At 71.8% G+C, this 18,369-nt stretch carries 17 protein-coding genes; 7 read left to right on the top strand and 10 right to left on the bottom strand.

Translation table 11 applies throughout. From position 1 onward, the window contains the following. Positions 1 to 196: 196 nt before the first annotated feature. The 3 genes from dhaM to dhaK are packed head-to-tail and all read right to left on the bottom strand — an operon-like array spanning position 197 to position 2,233. Positions 197 to 613: a dihydroxyacetone kinase phosphoryl donor subunit DhaM gene (gene dhaM / locus ACQEXA_RS08125; protein ID WP_359403099.1), complete on the bottom strand. Its 417-nt coding sequence runs from the start codon at positions 611 to 613 to the stop codon at positions 197 to 199. Next, positions 606 to 1,205, bottom strand: coding sequence for a dihydroxyacetone kinase subunit DhaL (gene dhaL / locus ACQEXA_RS08120; RefSeq protein ID WP_433129224.1), 600 nt, complete (start codon positions 1,203 to 1,205; stop codon positions 606 to 608). The genes dhaM and dhaL overlap by 8 nt, the downstream gene beginning before the upstream one ends. A gap of 35 nt (positions 1,206 to 1,240) precedes the next feature. Next, positions 1,241 to 2,233 (bottom strand): dihydroxyacetone kinase subunit DhaK, encoded by a 993-nt coding sequence (gene dhaK, locus ACQEXA_RS08115; RefSeq protein ID WP_432935647.1) that lies wholly within the window; start codon positions 2,231 to 2,233, stop codon positions 1,241 to 1,243. Positions 2,234 to 2,860: 627 nt separating this feature from the next. On the opposite strand from dhaK, the gene ACQEXA_RS08110 reads away from it, so the two are divergent. The 3 genes from ACQEXA_RS08110 to ACQEXA_RS08100 all read left to right on the top strand — a co-directional run bounded on the left by ACQEXA_RS08110 (position 2,861) and on the right by ACQEXA_RS08100 (position 5,988). Then, positions 2,861 to 4,216, top strand: a complete 1,356-nt coding sequence (locus ACQEXA_RS08110) for an NAD(P)/FAD-dependent oxidoreductase (protein WP_432935649.1) — start codon at positions 2,861 to 2,863, stop codon at positions 4,214 to 4,216. A gap of 106 nt (positions 4,217 to 4,322) precedes the next feature. Continuing rightward, positions 4,323 to 4,697, top strand: a complete 375-nt coding sequence (locus tag ACQEXA_RS08105) for a ferredoxin (protein ID WP_359403112.1) — start codon at positions 4,323 to 4,325, stop codon at positions 4,695 to 4,697. Between the two features lie 112 nt (positions 4,698 to 4,809). Next, complete coding sequence (locus ACQEXA_RS08100; RefSeq protein WP_432935651.1) at positions 4,810 to 5,988, top strand: acyl-CoA dehydrogenase family protein; 1,179 nt, start codon at positions 4,810 to 4,812, stop codon at positions 5,986 to 5,988. Between the two features lie 136 nt (positions 5,989 to 6,124). Here ACQEXA_RS08100 and ACQEXA_RS08095 read toward each other — a convergent pair whose 3' ends face one another. From ACQEXA_RS08095 to ACQEXA_RS08085, 3 genes are read right to left on the bottom strand one after another with little or no spacing between them, the layout of a single operon-like run. After that, the gene (locus ACQEXA_RS08095; RefSeq protein WP_432935653.1) at positions 6,125 to 6,670 is read right to left on the bottom strand and encodes a hypothetical protein; all 546 of its coding nucleotides are present in this window, start codon (positions 6,668 to 6,670) and stop codon (positions 6,125 to 6,127) included. Continuing rightward, positions 6,667 to 7,557: a hypothetical protein gene (locus ACQEXA_RS08090; RefSeq protein ID WP_432935655.1), complete on the bottom strand. Its 891-nt coding sequence runs from the start codon at positions 7,555 to 7,557 to the stop codon at positions 6,667 to 6,669. Before ACQEXA_RS08090 ends, ACQEXA_RS08095 begins: the two co-directional genes overlap by 4 nt. Beyond that, positions 7,554 to 7,922 carry a hypothetical protein gene (locus ACQEXA_RS08085; protein ID WP_432935657.1) on the bottom strand — a complete coding sequence of 123 codons (369 nt, stop codon included), beginning with the start codon at positions 7,920 to 7,922 and terminating at the stop codon, positions 7,554 to 7,556. Before ACQEXA_RS08085 ends, ACQEXA_RS08090 begins: the two co-directional genes overlap by 4 nt. 23 nt (positions 7,923 to 7,945) lie before the next feature. Here ACQEXA_RS08085 and ACQEXA_RS08080 point away from each other — a divergent pair, with 23 nt between their 5' ends. Both ACQEXA_RS08080 and ACQEXA_RS08075 read left to right on the top strand, forming a co-directional pair. Continuing rightward, positions 7,946 to 10,822 carry a CHAT domain-containing protein gene (locus ACQEXA_RS08080; protein WP_433129222.1) on the top strand — a complete coding sequence of 959 codons (2,877 nt, stop codon included), beginning with the start codon at positions 7,946 to 7,948 and terminating at the stop codon, positions 10,820 to 10,822. A 59-nt stretch (positions 10,823 to 10,881) separates the two neighbouring features. Then, a complete protein-coding gene (locus ACQEXA_RS08075; protein ID WP_432935661.1) occupies positions 10,882 to 11,994 on the top strand; it encodes a tetratricopeptide repeat protein in 1,113 nt (370 codons plus the stop codon). A 288-nt stretch (positions 11,995 to 12,282) separates the two neighbouring features. Here the strand turns inward: ACQEXA_RS08075 and ACQEXA_RS08070 are convergent, their stop codons facing one another. The 4 genes from ACQEXA_RS08070 to ACQEXA_RS08055 are packed head-to-tail and all read right to left on the bottom strand — an operon-like array spanning position 12,283 to position 16,310. Beyond that, positions 12,283 to 13,290 carry a Gfo/Idh/MocA family protein gene (locus tag ACQEXA_RS08070; RefSeq protein ID WP_432935663.1) on the bottom strand — a complete coding sequence of 336 codons (1,008 nt, stop codon included), beginning with the start codon at positions 13,288 to 13,290 and terminating at the stop codon, positions 12,283 to 12,285. Continuing rightward, a complete protein-coding gene (locus ACQEXA_RS08065; protein ID WP_433129219.1) occupies positions 13,287 to 14,312 on the bottom strand; it encodes a Gfo/Idh/MocA family protein in 1,026 nt (341 codons plus the stop codon). Before ACQEXA_RS08065 ends, ACQEXA_RS08070 begins: the two co-directional genes overlap by 4 nt. A 56-nt stretch (positions 14,313 to 14,368) precedes the next feature. Next, positions 14,369 to 15,130 (bottom strand): SDR family oxidoreductase, encoded by a 762-nt coding sequence (locus ACQEXA_RS08060; protein ID WP_433129216.1) that lies wholly within the window; start codon positions 15,128 to 15,130, stop codon positions 14,369 to 14,371. Positions 15,131 to 15,146: 16 nt separating this feature from the next. Beyond that, entirely contained in the window at positions 15,147 to 16,310 is a 1,164-nt protein-coding gene (locus ACQEXA_RS08055) for a phytanoyl-CoA dioxygenase family protein (protein WP_432935667.1), read from the bottom strand. 138 nt (positions 16,311 to 16,448) lie between these two features. Between ACQEXA_RS08055 and ACQEXA_RS08050 the strand changes: the two genes are divergently transcribed. Continuing rightward, entirely contained in the window at positions 16,449 to 17,486 is a 1,038-nt protein-coding gene (locus ACQEXA_RS08050) for a LacI family DNA-binding transcriptional regulator (protein ID WP_432935669.1), read from the top strand. 80 nt (positions 17,487 to 17,566) lie between these two features. Then, positions 17,567 to 18,361 carry an oxygenase MpaB family protein gene (locus ACQEXA_RS08045; RefSeq protein WP_432939825.1) on the top strand — a complete coding sequence of 265 codons (795 nt, stop codon included), beginning with the start codon at positions 17,567 to 17,569 and terminating at the stop codon, positions 18,359 to 18,361. The last annotated feature ends 8 nt before the right edge of the window (positions 18,362 to 18,369 follow it).

Here is an 18,369-nt window from a genome sequence, read left to right as displayed (position 1 = left end):
CTTGCAAGGTAGTTCGTGCTGGCCGCGCGGTCCGCTGTCGTCGCTGATGCCGCGCCGGCGAGCGCGGCCGGGCGGCGCCGGCGTTCCGTCCTGACGCTCCGTCATCCCCCGCGAAGCCCCGCGAAGGGCAGGGACTTGCCCGCGAGACCCGTCCCTCCTGAGTCGAGGACGGCAGCGGCTTCGCTGGGAGGTTGCCCTACTGCTTCCGGTACGAGTACGCCTCCGTGGCCGCCGTCTCCACCGCCGCCAGGTCGGCCCCCGCCGAGGCCGTCACCACCGCGGCGACCGCGCCCTCGACGAAGGGGGCGTCGACCAGCCGGGTGTTCTCGGGGAGTTCGTCGCCCTCCAAGAGCAGCGCCTTCACGGTGAGCACGGCACTGCCCAGGTCCATGAGCACGGCGACCCCCGCGCCGCGGTCCACCGCGGCGGCGGCGGAGGCGACCAGCTCGGGACTGGTGCCGAGCCCGCCGTCGGGCGTGCCGCCCGCCGGGGCGACGGGTGCCGTGGTGCCGCCGCCCGCCAGCCCCTTGGCGAGTTCGGCGACCGACTCGGCCACGGCCGCACTGTGCGAGACGAGCACGATGCCGACCAGCTTGTCCGGGGTCTCACTCACCGGCGACCTCCACGAGTGCGGCGATCAGCAGGGCCGACGAGGTGGCACCGGGATCCTGGTGCCCGATGCTGCGCTCGCCCAGATAGCTCGCCCGTCCCTTGCGGGCCTGCAACGGAGTCGTCGCGACGGCGCCCTCCTCGGCGGCGGTGCTCGCCGCCTCGAAGGAGGTGCCGAGTGCGTCCACCGCGGGCACCAGGGCGTCGACCATGGTCTTGTCGCCGGGCGCGGCTCCGCCCAGCGTCATGACGGCGTCGACGCCCGCGCGCAGCGCCTCCGCCAGCTGCTCCCGGCTGACCTCGGCGGCGTCCCCGAGGGCCTTGCCGGTACGGCGCAGCAGGGTGCCGTACAGCGGTCCCGACGCTCCGCCGACGGTCGAGATCAGCTGCTGGCCCGCGAGCTGGAGGATCGCGCCGGGCGTGTCCGGCGCCTCCTTCTCCAAGGTGGCGGCCACCGCGCGGAACCCGCGTTGCAGATTGCTGCCGTGGTCGGCATCGCCGATGGGCGAGTCGAGCGCGGTGAGCCGCTCCGCCTCGCGATCGACGGACGCGGCCACCGCCGTCATCCAGCGGCGGAAGAAGTCGGCGTCGAGCACTGGATCTCCTTGCCTGGTACGGATGTTGACCTCACTCACCTGCCCCAGCGCAGCGCCGGCGTACTGACCGGCGCGTCCCACAGCCGCAGCAGTTCCTCATCGACCTGGCACAGGGTGACGGAGGCCCCGGCCATGTCGAGGGAGGTGACGTAGTTGCCGACCAGGGTTCGGGCGACGGGGACGCCCCGCTCGGTCAGCACCCGCTGCACCTCGGCGTTGTAGCCGTACAGCTCGAGGAGTGGAGTGGCGCCCATCCCGTTGACCAGTACCAGTACCGGACTGCGCGGCTCGAAGTCGTCAAGGATGGCGTTCACCGAGAAGTCGGCGATCTCGCGCGCGGTCATCATCCGGCGCCGTTCGCGCCCCGGCTCGCCATGGATGCCGACGCCCAACTCCAGCTCGCCCGGCGGTAGATCGAAGGTGGGCGAGCCCTTGGCCGGCGTGGTGCAGGCGCTGAGGGCCACACCGAAGCTGCGGGAGTTCTCGTTGACCTGCCGCGCGACGGACTCCACTCGCTCCAGCGGCTGCCCCTCCTCCGCGGCCGCCCCCGCGATCTTCTCCACGAACAGGGTGGCGCCGGTGCCGCGCCGCCCCGCCGTGTACAGGCTGTCGGTGACGGCCACGTCGTCGTTGACCAGGACCTTCGCGACCTGGATGCCCTCGTCCTCGGCGAGTTCGGCCGCCATGTCGAAGTTCAGCACGTCACCGGTGTAGTTCTTCACGATGAACAGCACGCCCGCGCCGCTGTCCACGGCCGCCGCCGCGCGCACCATCTGGTCGGGCACCGGGGAGGTGAACACCTCGCCGGGGCAGGCCGCCGACAGCATGCCCGGGCCGACGAACCCGCCGTGCAGCGGCTCGTGCCCGGAGCCACCGCCGGACACGAGGCCCACCTGACCGGCGACCGGGGCGTCACGCCGTACGATCACCCGGTTCTCCACGTCGACGGTCAGCTGCGGGTAGGCGGCCGCCATGCCCCGCAGCGCGTCCGCGACCACCGATTCCGGGACATTGATCAGCATCTTCACAAGAGCCTCCTGACGAGCCTGGCGGTCTTCGGTCTCACTGGTCCGTTTGCGGTGACCCACTCCGGGCAGTATCCGTGCTCATGGGTCGATGGTCACGTGCGCGGACGTTCCCGGGCGTGTAGGGGCGGAGAGGAGCTGCACGGCCGATCGCACCTGGCGGGAAGCACTGTTCGTGTGCGCCGACCGGCAAACCCATGGCCGTCAGCGGCGTCCGCCGCACTGTGGGGAGGCTCTCCTGCCATGGAAGGCGCCGAGATGGTCCGGTCGCCCGCCGACGCATGATCCGGCACCGCTCTGGCAGGGCGCCGGTTTCCGCGGCGATCGAGCGGGTCCTCGGTTTCGCGCCGATCCAACTCGGGCCGCTGTGCGAGGTGTTCGGGAGCATCCCCGACCGCTGCGGTCCCAGGCGCGGGACAGCCGGCTGCGATACCGACGACGTCCGCGGACGAAGGTGTCCACCGGGGGGCGTCACGGCCGACCCCAGCGGGGCGTTGACCAGTGGACCGAGGAGCCCCCACGCTGCGGGCGCTGCGCGAGGCCGCGCCGGTGTCCACCGTTGCGGATGCGGGCCCGGGCCGCGTTCCCTAGCGTGGCAGGCGTCGACGTCTCCCTCTGGAGGGACCTGCCATGGCCGTGCCCCGGATCTTGATCGTCGGTGGTGGATTCGCCGGATTGGAGACCGCACGCAAGCTGGAACGGATCCTCCAGCCCGCCGAGGCTTCGCTCAGGCTCGTCACCCCCTTCGACCACCAGCTGTACCTGCCCCTGCTTCCGCACGTCGCCGCCGGGATCCTCACCCCGCAGTCCGTCGCCGTGTCGCTGCGCCGTCTGCTCCGGCGCACCGTCATCGTGCCCGGTGGAGCGGTGGGCGTCGATCCCGGTGCCAAGGCCGTGGTGGTACGGAAGATCAACGGCGAGACGACCGTCGAGCGCTACGACTACCTCGTGCTGACACCGGGCAGTGTGACGCGGCAGTTCGACATCCCCGGGGTGAACGAGCACGCAGTGGGCATGAAGACGCTGGCCGAGGCCGCCTGGGTCCGCGATCACGTGATCGCCCAGCTCGACCTGGCGGCGGCGAGTTCCGACCCGGTGGAGCGTGAGACCCGGCTGCAGTTCGTGGTGGTCGGCGGCGGCTACGCCGGCACCGAGACCGCCGCCGGTCTGCACCACCTCACCGCCGCCGCCGTCCGGCGTTACCCGGGCCTGGACCCCACTCTCATCAAATGGCATCTCGTGGACATCGCGCCCAGGCTGATGCCGGAGCTCGGCGACCGGCTGGGCGCGAAGGCCCTCGCCATCCTTCGGCGGCGCGGACTGGACGTCTCCCTCGGTGTCTCGGTCGCCGAGGCCACGCACAACACCGTCGTCCTCACGGACGGCCGCCGGCTGCCCTGCCACACCCTGATCTGGACCGCCGGGGTGGCGCCGAGCCCGCTGATCGCCACGCTCGACGCGGAGACCGACCGTGGGCGGCTCGTGGTCCGGCCGGATCTGAGGGTGCCGGGCCTGGACGGAGTCTTCGCCCTCGGGGACGCCGCCGCGGTCCCCGACCTCGCCAAGAGCGACCACGCGATCTGCCCGCCGACCGCCCAGCACGCCGTGCGCCAGGGCTGGGCCGCCGCGAAGAACGTCGCGGCCACGTTGCACGGCATGCCGCTCGGGCAGTACCGGCACCGTGACCTGGGGCTGGTCGTGGACCTCGGCGGCGTCGACGCAGTGTCCAAGCCGGTCGGCGTGGAACTCACGGGCCTCCCCGCGCAGGTCGTCGCCCGCGGATACCACCTCGCGGCGCAGCGCACGTTTCCGGCCCGGCTGCGCACCATGACGAACTGGACGCTCAACGCGCTGGCGGGCTACGACTTCGTACGCACCGGTTTCCTGGTCGGCCGCCCGACCACGCTCAAGGACTTCGAACGGTCCGACGTCTATCTGACGCCCGACCTGATCGCCTCGCACACATCGAAGAGCACGACGCGGTGAGGGGCGCCCGCGGTACAGGGCGGCAGACGTCCTAAGGAGGTGCTGCGCCGGCGCGCCCCGGCGGAGCGGCGGGTTTGACGCGGTCGGCACCGGCTACCCGCACCGAGTGACCACGACATCCCAGCAGGAGGTCTACCGCTTCCTCGAGGACCGTTTCGCCTGCGCGCAGACCTGCACCGAATGTGCGCGGGCGAGCGCCCTGCGTGCGAGCCTTGCGGAACCGGACGGGACCCACGACCAGGAACTTCTGCGGCGCAAGGGCGTCATGTGCGCGGAGGTGTGCGACGCGACCTGCCGTGTGCTGTCCCAGCACGGCGGCCACGAGGAGGAGGACGGCATCCGGAGCCAGGTGGAGTGGTGCCGGTCCGTCTGCCTGGACTGCGCGCACGTCTTCGACGCGGATCCCGGCGGTGAGGCGGCCGCGCGGGCCTGCCGCGCCTGCGCGCGGGCCTGCACCGACTTCCTCGCGACGCTGGGCTGACGGCCTCGGCCGGCCGACCTGACACCGGCTCGGCCCGCATCGCCATTCCCAATTTCTGAAACACGTTCTACGGTGTGCGCCGTCAGGACCGGCCTTGGAGCCTGGAGGCGCCGTGCATCTCGACCACACGCCCGAGCAGCAGCGGTTGCGCACCGAACTGCGTGGCTACTTCGCCCGGCTCGTGCCGGACAACGCCTATGCCCGCCACGCCCAACCGGCGGCGCAGAAGCGCTTCTACCGCGACGCCATCCGCCGTCTCGGCCGCGACGGCTGGCTCGGCGTCGGCTGGCCGAAGGAGTACGGCGGGCGGGGGCTGACCGCCATGGAGCAGTTCATCTTCTTCGACGAGGCCGCGCAGGCGGGTGTGCCCCTTCCGCTGATGGCGCTCAACACGGTCGGTCCGACGCTCATGCGGTTCGGCTCGGACGAGCAGAAGGCGTACTTCCTGCCGAAGATCCTCGCCGGCGAGATCGACTTCGCGATCGGCTACAGCGAGCCGGACGCGGGCACGGACCTTGCGTCCCTGAAGACACGCGCGGTGCGGGACGGCGACACATACGTCGTCAACGGGCAGAAGATCTGGACCACCAACGGTGACACCGCCGACTGGGTGTGGCTCGCCGTGCGCACCGACCCGGACGCCCCGCCGCACAAGGGCATCACCATGCTCCTCGTGCCGACCTCCGACCCCGGCTACTCCTGCACGCTCATCCGTACGCTCGCCTCGCACGACACCACGGCCAGCTACTACGAGAACGTCCGCGTCCCCGTCTCCCGCCGCGTCGGTGAGGAGAACAAGGGCTGGCGGCTGATCACCAACCAGCTCAACCACGAGCGCGTCACCCTCGCGGCGCACGGCACCATGGCGATCCGCGCCCTGCACGACGTGCAGCGCTGGGCCATGGGGACCAAGCTCGCCGACGGTCGCCGGGTGATCGACCTGCCCTGGGTGCGGCAGCGCCTGGCCAGGACGCACACGAAGCTGGACGCGCTGAAGCTGCTCAACTGGCGGATGGTGAACGCCGTCCAGGACGGCACGCTCACCCCGCAGGACGCCTCCGCCGTGAAGGTCTACGGCTCCGAGGCCCGCCGGGACGCGTACGCCTGGCTCATGGAGATCGTCGCCGCCGCGGGCCCGCTGAAGGAGGGCTCGGCGGGCGCCGTGCTCCACGGCGAACTGGAGCGGGGCTATCGCTCGGCCGTCATCTTCACCTTCGGCGGCGGCAACAACGAGATCCAGCGTGAGATCATCTCCTGGATCGGCCTCGGGATGCCCCGCGTCCGCAGGTGACGCTCTTGTGACTCCGCTCTTTGGTTGGCACTCAGGCAGGCCAGTTGGCACCAAGGTCGATGGTCCCCTGTTGTGCGCTACAGGTACCGCGACGCGAGCCCGGTGGGCGGCGAGGCGCTCCGCCGCGCCTCCCCGTTCACGAACTCGCCGGGTGCACCCGCATCACCCGGACTCCGCGCCGCTGGAGCCCCGCGACGGTGTAGTCCTGCCGCCGCCACTTGCCGAGGGCCCCGCCCACGAGGTCCTCGGCCTCCTCGCGCCGCAGGTCCCGGTACCTGAGGTTGACCAGCGGCGGCTGGTAACCGGGCACCACGTCGAAGTCGTACACCTCGCAGAACCTCTCGCTGATGGAGCCATGGGCGGCGTAGTAGGTGAGCCACCGGGCGTGGTCCTCCAGCCGGGTGGGGTGCACGCCGGGGCGGCCCAGCACCAGGTGGGCGACGACAGCCGTGACCTCGGGGCACTTGTTGGTGATCGAGGCGACGGGGTCGTTGTCGAGGTCGCCCATGACGACGACCGGCTTCGACGCGTTCCCGGGCCGGAAGACCCGCGCGTGATAGTCGGCGTGGCCGTACCAGTGCGGCGACCGGAAGGGCAGCGCGTACTGGTCGATCACCAGGACGGCCTCGTCGTCCAGTGTCGGCGCGTCGGCGGACCTGCGGCGGCGGGAGAAGAAGCTCATGTCCGTTTCCTCAGCAACGTGGTGATCTCCGCGCCGACGTCCTCGGTGAGCGTGCCCGCGCAAGGGATGCCGAGACTCTCCGCCAGCCCTCGGCCGTGCAGGTCGACGGCCGCCTCGGCGAGTTCCGCGAACGCCACGCCCGCCGCCCGCGCCCGCCACCAGGCCGTCACGGTGGTGACGACGCCGACCACTGCCGACGGCCACCAGACGGCGCCCACGGCGAGATAGGCGAGGGCCCACGCCACCAGCCGGGTCGCGGCGGCGAGCCGGCCGCGGGCCGTGCCGATCTCGGCGCGCACATCCTCGGGCAGCGTCAGCCACAACCGTGGCCAGGCCGAGGTGAGATCGAGCCGGTAGGTCTCCCAGACCCGGGTGTCCACCGCGGCGATCCGGTCGCCCAGCCAGAACGGGTGAGTCGGCGGTGCCAGGCCGATCCGGTTGCGCCGGGCGTTGAACTCACGGGCCAGCGCCGCGGACGCCGGCGCCTCGGGAGTGCCGTCGGCCCTGGCCGCCTCCAACAGAGCCTGGTCGAACCGCTCCTGCGCGGCGTCCCAACGTCGGCGGCGCCGGGCAGTGAGCCGTCGCGGCCGGGTGGCGAGCCACAGCCGTTCCACCGCGGCGCCCAGCGCGGTGACTGCCAGCCCGAGGCCAGTCGAGGCGGCCAGGACTCCCACCAGGACGAGGACCAGCGTGCCGGTGCTCCGCAGCGCGGGCTGCGCCGACAGGTGATCGAGCCGTGTCAGCAGCAGGGCGGTGTCGTGCCAGTGCCGGTGCCCCAGCGTCACCCCGGCCACGGCCACGCTCAGGAGCAGCACGCTGGGGCCGAGCAACAGGGTGAGCCAGCGTTCGGCCAGCTTGCCGCCCAGGGCCTCGAGGAACTTGGTCACGACCTGAGCCTTGTCACGGCCATCGGCCGCCGGTGGACCAGGCAGTTCACCGGCACCGCGCCCGGCGCCTCGAGCCGGGAGCAGGTACCGCCGGGGCAGACGAGAAGCTCCAGGATACGGTGACCGTCGCCGGCGCCGGGCAGCCGCTCGTAGGAACGGACCGGGCTCAGCCCCGCGGCGTGCCCCGCTCGCAGCAGCAATTCCTCCAACTCGTCGAAGTCGTCCGCGAGTTCGCCGGGAGACGCGCCACCGCGGACCCGGTCGGCGATCGACTCCGCGTGGGCCCGGATCTCCGGCGAGGTCCGCACCGCGTCGGCGGCGTCGGCCAAGCGCCCGCACAGGACGGCGAGTTGGTCAGCGGTCATCCCAGTGAGGATAACCTCGCTCAGTGACCCCGACACCCTTCGACAGCGAGATCGAACGGAACCGGCGCCTGGCCGCGGAGGGCTCGGTCAACGCCATGAGCGACCTGGCGATGAGCTTGCGCGACCGCCACCGGTACACCAATGATCCGGCGGACCTGTCGGAGGCGATCGGTCAACTGCGCGCCGCCCTCGAATATGTGCCGGACCACCCGATCCGACACGCGCTGCGGGTCAACCTCAGTGCCGTGCTGCTGGACCACTTCCAGTACGCCGGTGACGTGTCGGCGATCCATGAGGCGATTGCCGGATGCGACGAGGCGATTCCGCTGCTGGACGAGGAGAGCAGGCGTGTGGCCGCCACGATGCGCGCCGAGGCGCTGATCCTGCTGGCCGAGCACACCCGCGACCCGGTGTACGTCGCCGAGGCCGTCGAGTCGGCGTCACGACTGCCGCGCCTACCGGCGGTGCTGTTCGTGCTGGGCAGGGCCCAGTACCTGCGGTACGGGCTGACCGGCGATCACACCGCGCTCACCGAGGCGGCCCGCGTCCTCGAGGACAGCGTTCGGGAGTCGTCCGCCGACGATCCGGGTTACCTGCTGCGGCTCAACCAGTTGGGCGATGTGTTGCAGCGCTCCGCCGAACACACGGGTGACGAGTCGGTGCGGCAGACCGCCATCCGGTATCTGCGGGCCGCGGTGGAAGGCGCCCCGAGCGCGTCGGGCTCGCTGCTGGACTTCAAGGTCGACCTCGCGGCGGCGCTGCGGGACCGCGGCCGGCACACCGGTGACCTGGGAGCGGCGCGGGAAGGGGTGAGCCTTCTGCGTGAGGTGCTCGCGGCCACCCCGGCCGACACCCGCTCGTGGGGCAACCGATGTGAGAACTACCTGATCGCCGTGCACGGGCTCATAGAAAAGACCGGCGACATCGAAATGCTGGACCAGGCCGTGGAGATGGGCCGGACCGCCCACGGCCGGGGCAGCAACGACGCCACGATCCCGCTGCTGTTGGGGCTGCTGCACCACGACCGGTTCCTGCACACCCGGCTGCAGTCCGACCTGGCGCAGGCGGTCACCGCGTTCAGCGAGGTGGTCGAGGCGGTGCCGTACGGCGAGGACGACCATGTGTCGGCGCTGGGCAACCTCGGCCGGGTCTGGTTCTCCGAGTACCGGTTCACCGGGGATCCGGAGGCGTTGCGCCGGTCCGTGACGGCACTGGGCAGCGCCGTCCGGGCGAGTGCTCCCGACAGTCCGAAGCGCGGCGCGGCCGAGATCAACTACGGTGACGCCTTGTACGCCCAGTACGAGGTGAGCCAGGACCCCGGCGTCCTCGCCGCGGCGGGGCACGCCTTCCGGGCAGCGGCCCAACACGGGGGACTGCAGCCGATCGTGCGGATCAAGGCCGCACGCGCATGGGCGGGCACCGAAGCGGAGGCGGGACACTGGCGAGGGGCGCGGGACGCCTACGCCTACGCGGTCGGCCTGCTGCCCCGTGTGGCGCCGCGACGTCTTGCCCGCCTCGACCAGCAGAGGGCGCTGGAAGAGCTCGACGGTCTCGCCGCCGACGCGGCCGCCAGTGCCGTCATGGCGAACGACCCGGAGACGGCCGTACGGCTGCTGGAACTCGGCCGAGGCGTGCTCGGCGGGCAGGTGCTGGAGAGCCGTAGCGACCTGTCCCGGCTGTCCGCCGTGGCACCGGAACTCGCTGAACAACTGGCGTACACGGTCGAACGGCTGACCCCGTCGGGACACCTCCTGGGCACGGCGGCGGACGAGCGGCACGACCTGGACATCCGGCTGGGTCGTCTGCTCGACGAGGCCCGCGGGCTGCCGGGGTTCGAGGACTTCTTCGCCCCGCCGGCGCTGGCCGACCTGCTGGCGTCCACGGTGGGCGGGCCGGTTGTGCTCATCAACGTGAGCGGGTTCCGCAGCGACGCGCTGATCGTCGAGCCGTCGGGCGTCACGGTGGTAGAACTGCCGGGCGTGACACCGGACTCGGTGGCGGAGCAGGCCGCCGCGTTCAGGGTCGCGCTGCACGCGGCGACCCGCCCGGGAGCGGGTGAGACCGAGGCCCAGACCACCGTCACGGAGGTACTCGGCTGGCTGTGGGACTTCGTCGCCGAACCGGTGCTGAAACGACTCGGGTACACCGTCGCGCCGTCCGGCGCCTGGCCACGGGTCTGGTGGTCGCCGGTGGGACAGCTCGCGTTGCTCCCCCTCCACGCGGCCGGACGCTTCCCGGACGGTCCGACGGCCCTCGATCGGGCAGTGTCCGCCTACACGCCGACCCTGCGGGCGTTGCGGCGTGCTCGGGGCCGATACGTCCGGGCGGGCGAGGATCTGGTGATCGTGGCGATCGGGGACGCACCCGGCGCGACGACACTGCGCGGCACGGATCGGGAGGCGAGCAGGATCGCCGCCCTCACGCCGGCCACCCGGCTCGCCGACGCGCAGGCGACGGTCGACGCGGTCCGTGCCGCGCTCGCGTCCCACGCGTCGGCGCACTTCGCGTGCCACGCGGCGAGCGACCCCGACGACCCCTCAGCAGGGCATCTCCTGCTGCACGACGGTCCGCTGTCGGTGCTCGACGTCTCCGCGCTGGACCTCTCCGGGGTCCGGCTCGCCGTGCTGTCGGCGTGCGAGACGTCGCTCGGCACGCACCGGATCCCGGATGAGAGCCTGCATCTGATGTCGGCCTTCCAGCTCGCCGGCTATCCGCAGGTGGTCGGCACGCTGTGGCAGGCCAACGACCACGTGGCCCGGCTGGTCGCCGTGGACCTGCACCAGGGGATCGCCCGGGGTGAGGACGTCGCGACAGCGTTGCACCATGCAGTGCGCCGCTGCAGGGAGCGTTTCCCGAAAACCCCGACGCTGTGGGCGGCGCACTTGTATTCCGGCCAATGACGGTCACGCGGCCGTCAAAGGTATGGGCACGGGCGCGATACTGTGACCAAGCTGGTGGTGTGGCGTTCTGGAGCAAGAAGAAGACGAGGAAGCAGCCGGAGGTCACCGACCACTTCGTCGGAGACTTCGGCAGTGCCGAGATCAAGGTGACCGAGCGGCCCGGTGACGTGCCACTGATCGACGTCAAGCTGAAGGTGACTCAGGAGTTCGCCCGGGGAGCGGAGTTCGAGCGCAAACGCGAGGAACTGGGCCTGCAGCACCCGGAGACACTGCACGCTCTGCACCTGTATGCGGCGGCCCTCGGCGGACTGCCCGACCGGCGGAACGACGCCATCGAACTCCTCGACTGGCTGGTCACCGCCCGAGCGGACGACGAGGAGAACAAGCTCCTGGCGTTGAACGACCTCACCCGGCTGCTGCAGGAGGGCGGCCATCTCGCGCTCGCCGAGCAGCGGTTGCGGGAGGCGTTGTCCGGGTGGGAGCGGTTGCGGGGCCAGGACGACGACCAGACCCTGTCGATCGCGTCGAACCTGGGGAAGGTCCTGATCGACCTTGGGCGCCGGGAGGAGGCGGAAGGGCTGATGCGGGACACCGTGGCCCGCCGTGTCCGCACCCTGGGCGCCGCCCATCCGGAAACGCTGAGCTGCAGGAACACCCTTGCGGGAACGTTGCGCGGCTCGCCCGAACGGCTCGCCGAGGCCGAGGCGATGTACCGCGCGATGCTGGCCGACGCCGACGCGGGTAGCGACGTGGCCCTGACCGTACGGCACAATCTCGCCGCCGTGCTCATCCACCAGGGCAGGCACGCCGAGGCCCTGACGATGTACCGGGAGCTGATCGACGCCCGGTCACGGCTGAAGGGCGACCGGCATCCGGACACCTTGACCGCCCGGCACAACCACGCCGTCGTCCTGAACAGGCTCGGCCGCGTCACCGAGGCCGAGACTCTGATCGCCGAGCTGCTCAAGGACTACCGGCGGGCACACGGCCCTCGGCATGCGACGACCCTCGGGGTCCAGGTCGACCTGGCGGCGATGAAGGCCAACCAGGGTCGTAACGCCGAGGCGGTTCCACTGCTGCGCGACGCGATCGAGGGCTACCGCAGCACGCACGGCCCCAACCACCCGCGCGTCCGCGAACTCACCGGCATCCTTGCGCAGTTGGGCGGGTGACCGACGCGGGCGCAGCTTTCCAGTAGGCGTCCCGGAGGGGCGGCCCGCTAGGCCTGCCGGGCGTGCCGCCGGACCACCTGCGCCGAGGACACCCGTCAGCAGGCGGCCACGCCAGATCGTGGCTTTGGAGACAGGCAGTTCGAACGACATGGTCCTACCGCGTCCACCGGCGGAGGCAGGACCCGAGGCCGGGAAGGGCGCCTGTCCGGCATGTGCCGTGTCAGGCGCCCTTTTCGGTGTCCGGAAGAAGCCCGGCCTCTGGTGACGACCCGTGGCTGTGGTGACGGCTCAGACGGCTCGACTGCGCGGCCGCGGCGTGAAACCGGCCTTCTCGTAGCACTCGTCGATGAGCCGCATGGTCGCGAGCGCGTCCTCCGCATCGACGGGCTGCGGCCGGCCCTCGCGCACATGGGCCGTGAACGCGTCGAGCTGGTAGGCGTACGAGGACCTGCGGCCCAGTTCCTCCGTCCGCTCACCCGCCCCGGTGCGGACCACGACCCGGTCGTCCTGGTGCGGCAGGATGAAGTCGACCGCCGTGGCCTCGCCCCGGGTGCCGATCACCCGGCAGGTGGCCTGCCAGGTGTCGTGCGCCATGGAACAGCGCGCGACGCCGGTGGCGCCGCCGGGGAAGGCGAGCTCCGCGTCCAGCCATTCGTCGACACCCGGTGCCTGCGCCCGCTCCCCGCCCCGGGCCGAGACGACCACGGGAGCACCGCCCGCCCAGGGGGCCAGCGCCCGCTGGGCATGCAGGCCGTAGCAGCCCAGGTCCATCACGGCACCGCCCGCCAGCGGGAGCGACCAGCGCACATCGTCCTCGGGCGGGGCTGGCATGGCCACCACGGTCTCCACGTGCCGGAGCTCGCCCAGTTCACCCGAGGCGAGCAGTTCGTGCAGCCGCCGGGTGACCGGATGGAAGAGGTAGTGGAAGCCCTCCATGAAGACGGTGCCCGACTTGGCGGCCGCGTCGCGCACCTCGGCCGCCTCCTGCGCGTTGCTCGCCGACGGCTTCTCGCTCAGCACATGCTTGCCCGCGCGCAGGGCCTCCAGGTTCCACGGGCCGTGCAGGCCGTTGGCCAGCGGGTTGTAGACGACCTCGACCTCGGGGTCGGCGATCAGCTCGGCGTAGGAGCCCGCGACCCGCTCCACGCCGTGGGTGTCGGCGAAGGCCTGCGCCCGGTCCCGGTCGCGGGCGGCGACCGCCACCAGCCGGTGGCCGCCCTCGCGGGCCGGGGTGACGAGTGCCCGTTCACTGATCCGGGCCGCGCCCAGGATCCCGATCCGCAGGGGTGCGCTCACCGCGCGCTCACCTCGTCCATTCCGTGCCGTACCTCTTCCATCCGCACCGGTCGGTGCTCCGCCAGCGACAGCGTGCAGGCCTCGGCGATCCAGCTCGCCTCGATGGCGTCCGCAACCGTACAGGGCGAGGGTGTGCGGCCCGCCACGACCTCGGTGAATGCGGTGAGTTCGGCCCGGTAGGCGTCGGCGAAGCGGTCCATGAAGAAGTGGTGCGGGGTGCCTGCCGGGAACGTGGCGCCCGGCTCGACGGACCGCAGCGGCAGTTTGTCCTCCAGTCCCACGGCGATGCTGTCCTTCATGCCGTGCAGCTCGAGGCGCACATCGTAACCGCGCGCGTTGTGCCGTGAGTTGGACACCACGGCCAGCGTCCCGTCGTCCAGGGTGAGGATCGCCGAGGCTGTGTCGACGTCGCCCGCCGCCGCGATGTACTCGGCACCGCGGTTGCCGCCCGCCGCGTACACCTCGGCGACCTCCCGGCCGGTCACCCAGCGCACGATGTCGAAGTCGTGCACGGAGCAGTCGCGGAAGATGCCGCCGGACACGGCGATGTACGCCTCCGGCGGCGGCGCCGGGTCCAGGGTGGTGGAGCGCACGGTGTGCAGCTTGCCGAGTTCGTCGGCGAGGACCGCCTTGCGCGCCGCCACACAGCCCGCGTCGAAGCGCCGGTTGTACCCGATGTGCACCTCGACACCGCTGTCCCGCACCGCGCGCAGCACGGTCAGGCTCTCCTCGACGGCCTTCGCCACCGGCTTCTCGCAGAAGACGGGGACGCTCGCCTCGACGGCGGCGAGAATCAGCGCCGGATGCGCGTCCGTGGCCGCGGCGATCACGACGCCGTCGACACCGGCGGCCAGCAGCTCCTCGGGGGAGTCGACCGCCGTGGCCCCGTGGCGTTCCGCCGCCGAGGCGGTCGCCGCCTTCACGGGGTCGGTGACCACCAGGGAGTCCACCGCGTCCAGTCCGGCGAGTGTGGCGGCGTGGAAGGCGCCGATCCGGCCGAGGCCAAGAATGCCGATACGCATGAAGAGTCGCTCCGATCTTTCGTGGAAGGCGTGCGGGGGCGCCGAGGAGAAGGACGTCAGTCCAGGCCGCCGAGGACGATCTGGCCCCAGTCGATCACCGAACCGGTCACCACACCGCTGCGGTCGGACAGCAGGAAGGCGACGAAGTCGGCGATCTCGTCGACCTGGCCCAGCCTGCCCATCGGCTGCCCCTTCGCCGCCTCGACGCGCCAGTCGTCCCCGGCGCCGTGGAAGGCGCGCTGGACGGCGTCCTCACCCTCGGTGTCCGTCCAGCCGATGTTCAGCCCGTTGATCCGGATCCGGTCCCAGCGGTGTGCGTGGGCGGCGTTGCGGGTGAGTCCCGAAAGTCCGGCCTTGGCGGCGACGTACGGGGCGAGGAAGGGCTGTCCGCCGTGCGACGAGGACGTGATGATGTTGACGATGGTGCCGGCCGCCTCGCGGTCCACCATGTTCTGTACGGCCGCCTGCATCGCGAAGAACGGCGCCCGCAGATTGATCGCGACATGGGCGTCGAACAGCTCGGGCGTGGTGTCCAGCAGCGTTCCCCGTGAGGTCAGCCCCGCCGCGTTCACCAGACAGTCGATGCGGCCGTGGCGCTCCACGACCCGCTCCACGCTGTGACGCGCCTGCGCGGGGTCGGCGAGGTCCGCCCGCACGAAGCCGGCACCGGTCTCGGCCGCGCACCGCTCGCCCACGTCCGCCCGGCGACCGGTGAAGACGACCCGCCCGCCTTCGCGTACGGCGGCCCGGACGATTCCGGCTCCCACGCCCTGGCTTCCGCCGTTGACCAGGACGACCTTGTCCGTCAGAAGACCCATGAGTGCGGATGTCCTTTCAGATCGTGCGGCGCTCGGCGCCGGCCCGGAGTTCCCGGAGCAGCCGGCCGGGGCTCCAGCCCTCGGACACGGCCTGGCACACGGTGTCCGCCTGGGACGGCGGGGCCAGCCCGTCGGCCGGCGGATCCAGATCCAGGTTGGTCGGGAAGGGGTAGCCCTCGGCACAGGCCGCGACCACCCGGCGCAGCCAGTCCTGGTCGGCGCCCTCGCCCCGGCGCCGCAGCAGGACCGGATAGAGCGCGTTCGACACCGCCTCGCGGTCGACCGTCTCCATGGCGCGGCCGAAGGCGGAGGAGATCTGGAGCAGATTGGCCATGCGCCTGATGCCGGCGGAGCGGTTGTGCCCCGCGGCATGGAAGAGCGCCGGGTTGAAGAAGACCGCGTCGCCCTTGGCCAAGGGCAGCTGGACGTGGTGCGCGTCGAAGTAGGCGATGAACTCCGGGAGCCGCCAGGCCAGATAGCCCGGTTCGTACTTCTGCGAGTGCGGCAGGTACAGCGTAGGGCCGGACTCCACCGGCATGTCGCAGTGCGCCACCGCGCCCTGCAGCGTCAGTACGGGGGAGAGCCGGTGCACGTGCCCCGGGTAGCGGGCCGCCTGTTCCTGGCCGAGGAATCCGAGGTGGTAGTCGCGGTGCACGCTCTGCGCCGCGCCGCCCGGGTTGACCTGGTTCACCTGTGAGGTGATTTGATAGCCCGGGCCCAGCCAGGCCTCGGCGACCAGCGCCAGCATGTCGTTGCCGTAGTAGTCGGCGAACGTCTCCGGGTCGTGTGCGGCCAGCTTGTCGAGCGCGTTCCACACCCGGTCGTTGGCGCCGGGCTTGGCGAAGTGGTCCCCGCGGGCGGCACCCGTCGCGCGTTCCTGCTCGATCAGCGCGGTGAAGGCGGCGCTCGCGCGGTCCACCGCGCCGAGGTCGCGGAAGGCGCGCTCGAGCACCACGATGCCGGGCCCGTCCAGCAGGGCACGCACCCACTCCGTCTGCACCTGCCTCGGGTCGGCCTCCCGCAGCCGGTCGCAGTCGTACACCGGGACGTTCTGCCGTACGTCCGCGGCGTGCGGGTAGTCCGCCGGGTCGGTGCGCCCTTCGACCAGGGTGCGGAAGGCGTCGAGGTCGCAGTCCTCCTCGCTCAGCCAGGTCGCGGGTCCGGTGGCGGTGAGAGCCATCGCACACTCCTTTCGCAGTGCTGTCGCTTCCGCCAGTCTTGTGAACCCGGGTCACTCATTCAATGATCAGAGGCCCATCAAAAAGCCATCATCGACAAGCCGTCGCGGCCCCGCGCCGCCGACGTCCGGGAACGAGTCATGGGACACCCGTACACGATCCGCGAGATAGCCCGTCAGGCCGGCCTGAGCCAGGCGACCGTCGACCGCGTCCTCAACCACCGCGGCGGGGTCCGGGAGAGCACGGTGCGCGAGGTGCACCAGGCGATCAAGGACCTGGACCGGCAGCGCACCCAGGTCCGGATCGGCGGACGCGCCTTCATGATCGACATCGTGATGCAGACACCGGCCCGGTTCTCCGCCGCGGTCCGTGACGCCCTGGAGGCCGAACTCCCCTCCCTGCACCCCGCCCTCGTCCGCTCCCGCTTCCACTTCCGGGAGACCTGTCCGCCCGAGGAGCTGATCAGCATCCTGGACCGCATCGCCCGGCGCGGTTCCCAGGGGGTGATCCTCAAGGCCCCGGACCTGCCCGAGGTCACCGCCGCCGTCGCCCGGCTGGTCGGGGCCGGGATCCCCGTGGTCACCCTGGTGACCGATCTGCCCGGCAGTGCCCGCCACGCGTACATCGGCATCGACAACCGCGCCGCCGGGGCCACAGCCGCCTACCTCCTCGACCAGTGGCTGGGCGACCGCCCCGGCCATGTGCTCGTCACCATCAGCCGCGGTTTCTTCCGTGGCGAGGAGGAACGCGAGATGGGCTTTCGCGGCGCGCTCCGGATGACCTGCCCCGAGCGTACGGTCGTCGAGGTCACCGACAGTGACGGTCTGGACGCCACTCAGCGGGATCTCGTCCTGGCCGCCCTGGAGCGGGACCCGGAGATCAACGCCGTCTACTCCGTCGGCGGCGGCAACGCCGCGACCGTGGACGCCTTCGCGGCGCTCGGCCGCGACCTGGCCGTCTTCATCGCACACGACCTCGACCGCGACAACACCCGGTTGCTGGGCGAACGCCGTATCTCCGCCGTGCTCCACCACGACCTGCGCCAGGACATGCGCCGCGCCTGCCAGACGGTCATGCGGGCACACGGGGCGCTCCCCGAGGAAGGTCCCCATCTGCCGTCGCCGATCCAGGTGGTCACCCCGTTCAACCTGCCGCCCGGGGTGCCCGCGGACGGTTGATGGCGCGTACCGGGCAAGGCCACACTGACGGGGTGGACGCGGATCCGGGGTTCTTCGGGCCCTCCTCGGTGACCTGGCAGATGCACGGTGACCCCATGATGTGGGTCGCCGGCATCCGTGCGCTCTACCTGCAGGCCCTGCATCCGCCGACCGTGCGCGGCGTCGTGCAGAACTCCGACTTCCGGCGCGACGCCTGGGGCCGGCTGATGCGGACCGCCAACTTCGTCGGCACGACGACGTACGGCACCACCGAGGCCGCGGAGCGGGCGGCCGCACGGGTGCGCCGGATCCACGGCCTGCTGGGCGCCACCGATCCGCGCACCGGCGAGCGGTACGGCGTGGACCGGCCGGAGCTGTTGCTGTGGGTGCACTGCGCCGAGATCGACTCCTATCTCCACGTCCTGCGCCGCTCGGGCTTCCGGCTCACCGACTCCCAGGCCGACCGGTACATCCGCGAAAACCGGGCGGCGGCGGGCCTCGTGGGGCTCGACCAGGAGCAAGTGCCCTCCGACCAGGCCCAGTTGGCTGCCTATTTCGAGAAGGTGCTGCCCGAGCTCGCCGCCGGTCCCGAGGCCCGGGAGGTGGACGACTTCCTGCGCCGCCCGCCCGTCCATCCGCTGCTCCTCCCGGCGCGCACCCTGGTGTGGCGGCGCGTGGCCGACCTGGCGTACGGCGCGCTGCCCCCGTACGCCCACGAGCTGTACGGGAGACGGGCCCCCGCGCCCAGGACGGTGACCCGGCGCCTGCGGGTCACCGGCACCCTGCTCCGCTGCGTTCCCGCACGTCTGCGCTGGCAACTGCCGCCCAAACACATCCTGCGCGCGATGGCCAGACTCGGCCCGGAGGCCCGTCCCGCACCGTACAAAGTCGGCTGACAGCTCGC

Origin of the sequence: Streptomyces sp. CA-106110 (genome assembly GCF_050936285.1) — a bacterium.
Lineage (GTDB): Bacteria > Actinomycetota > Actinomycetes > Streptomycetales > Streptomycetaceae > Streptomyces.
This window is presented reverse-complemented; position numbering and strand designations above follow the sequence as displayed.

What these genes read in the sequence shown, in the direction of transcription:
- ACQEXA_RS08110 (WP_432935649.1), top strand. Translation starts at nt 2,861, where the DNA reads ATGGCCGTGCCCCGGATCTTGATCGTCGGTGGTGGATTCGCCGGATTG.
- ACQEXA_RS08095 (WP_432935653.1), bottom strand. Translation starts at nt 6,670, where the DNA reads ATGAGCTTCTTCTCCCGCCGCCGCAGGTCCGCCGACGCGCCGACACTG.
- ACQEXA_RS08085 (WP_432935657.1), bottom strand. Translation starts at nt 7,922, where the DNA reads ATGACCGCTGACCAACTCGCCGTCCTGTGCGGGCGCTTGGCCGACGCC.
- ACQEXA_RS08065 (WP_433129219.1), bottom strand. Translation starts at nt 14,312, where the DNA reads ATGCGTATCGGCATTCTTGGCCTCGGCCGGATCGGCGCCTTCCACGCC.
- ACQEXA_RS08060 (WP_433129216.1), bottom strand. Translation starts at nt 15,130, where the DNA reads ATGGGTCTTCTGACGGACAAGGTCGTCCTGGTCAACGGCGGAAGCCAG.
- ACQEXA_RS08055 (WP_432935667.1), bottom strand. Translation starts at nt 16,310, where the DNA reads ATGGCTCTCACCGCCACCGGACCCGCGACCTGGCTGAGCGAGGAGGAC.
- ACQEXA_RS08050 (WP_432935669.1), top strand. Translation starts at nt 16,449, where the DNA reads ATGGGACACCCGTACACGATCCGCGAGATAGCCCGTCAGGCCGGCCTG.
- ACQEXA_RS08045 (WP_432939825.1), top strand. Translation starts at nt 17,567, where the DNA reads ATGCACGGTGACCCCATGATGTGGGTCGCCGGCATCCGTGCGCTCTAC.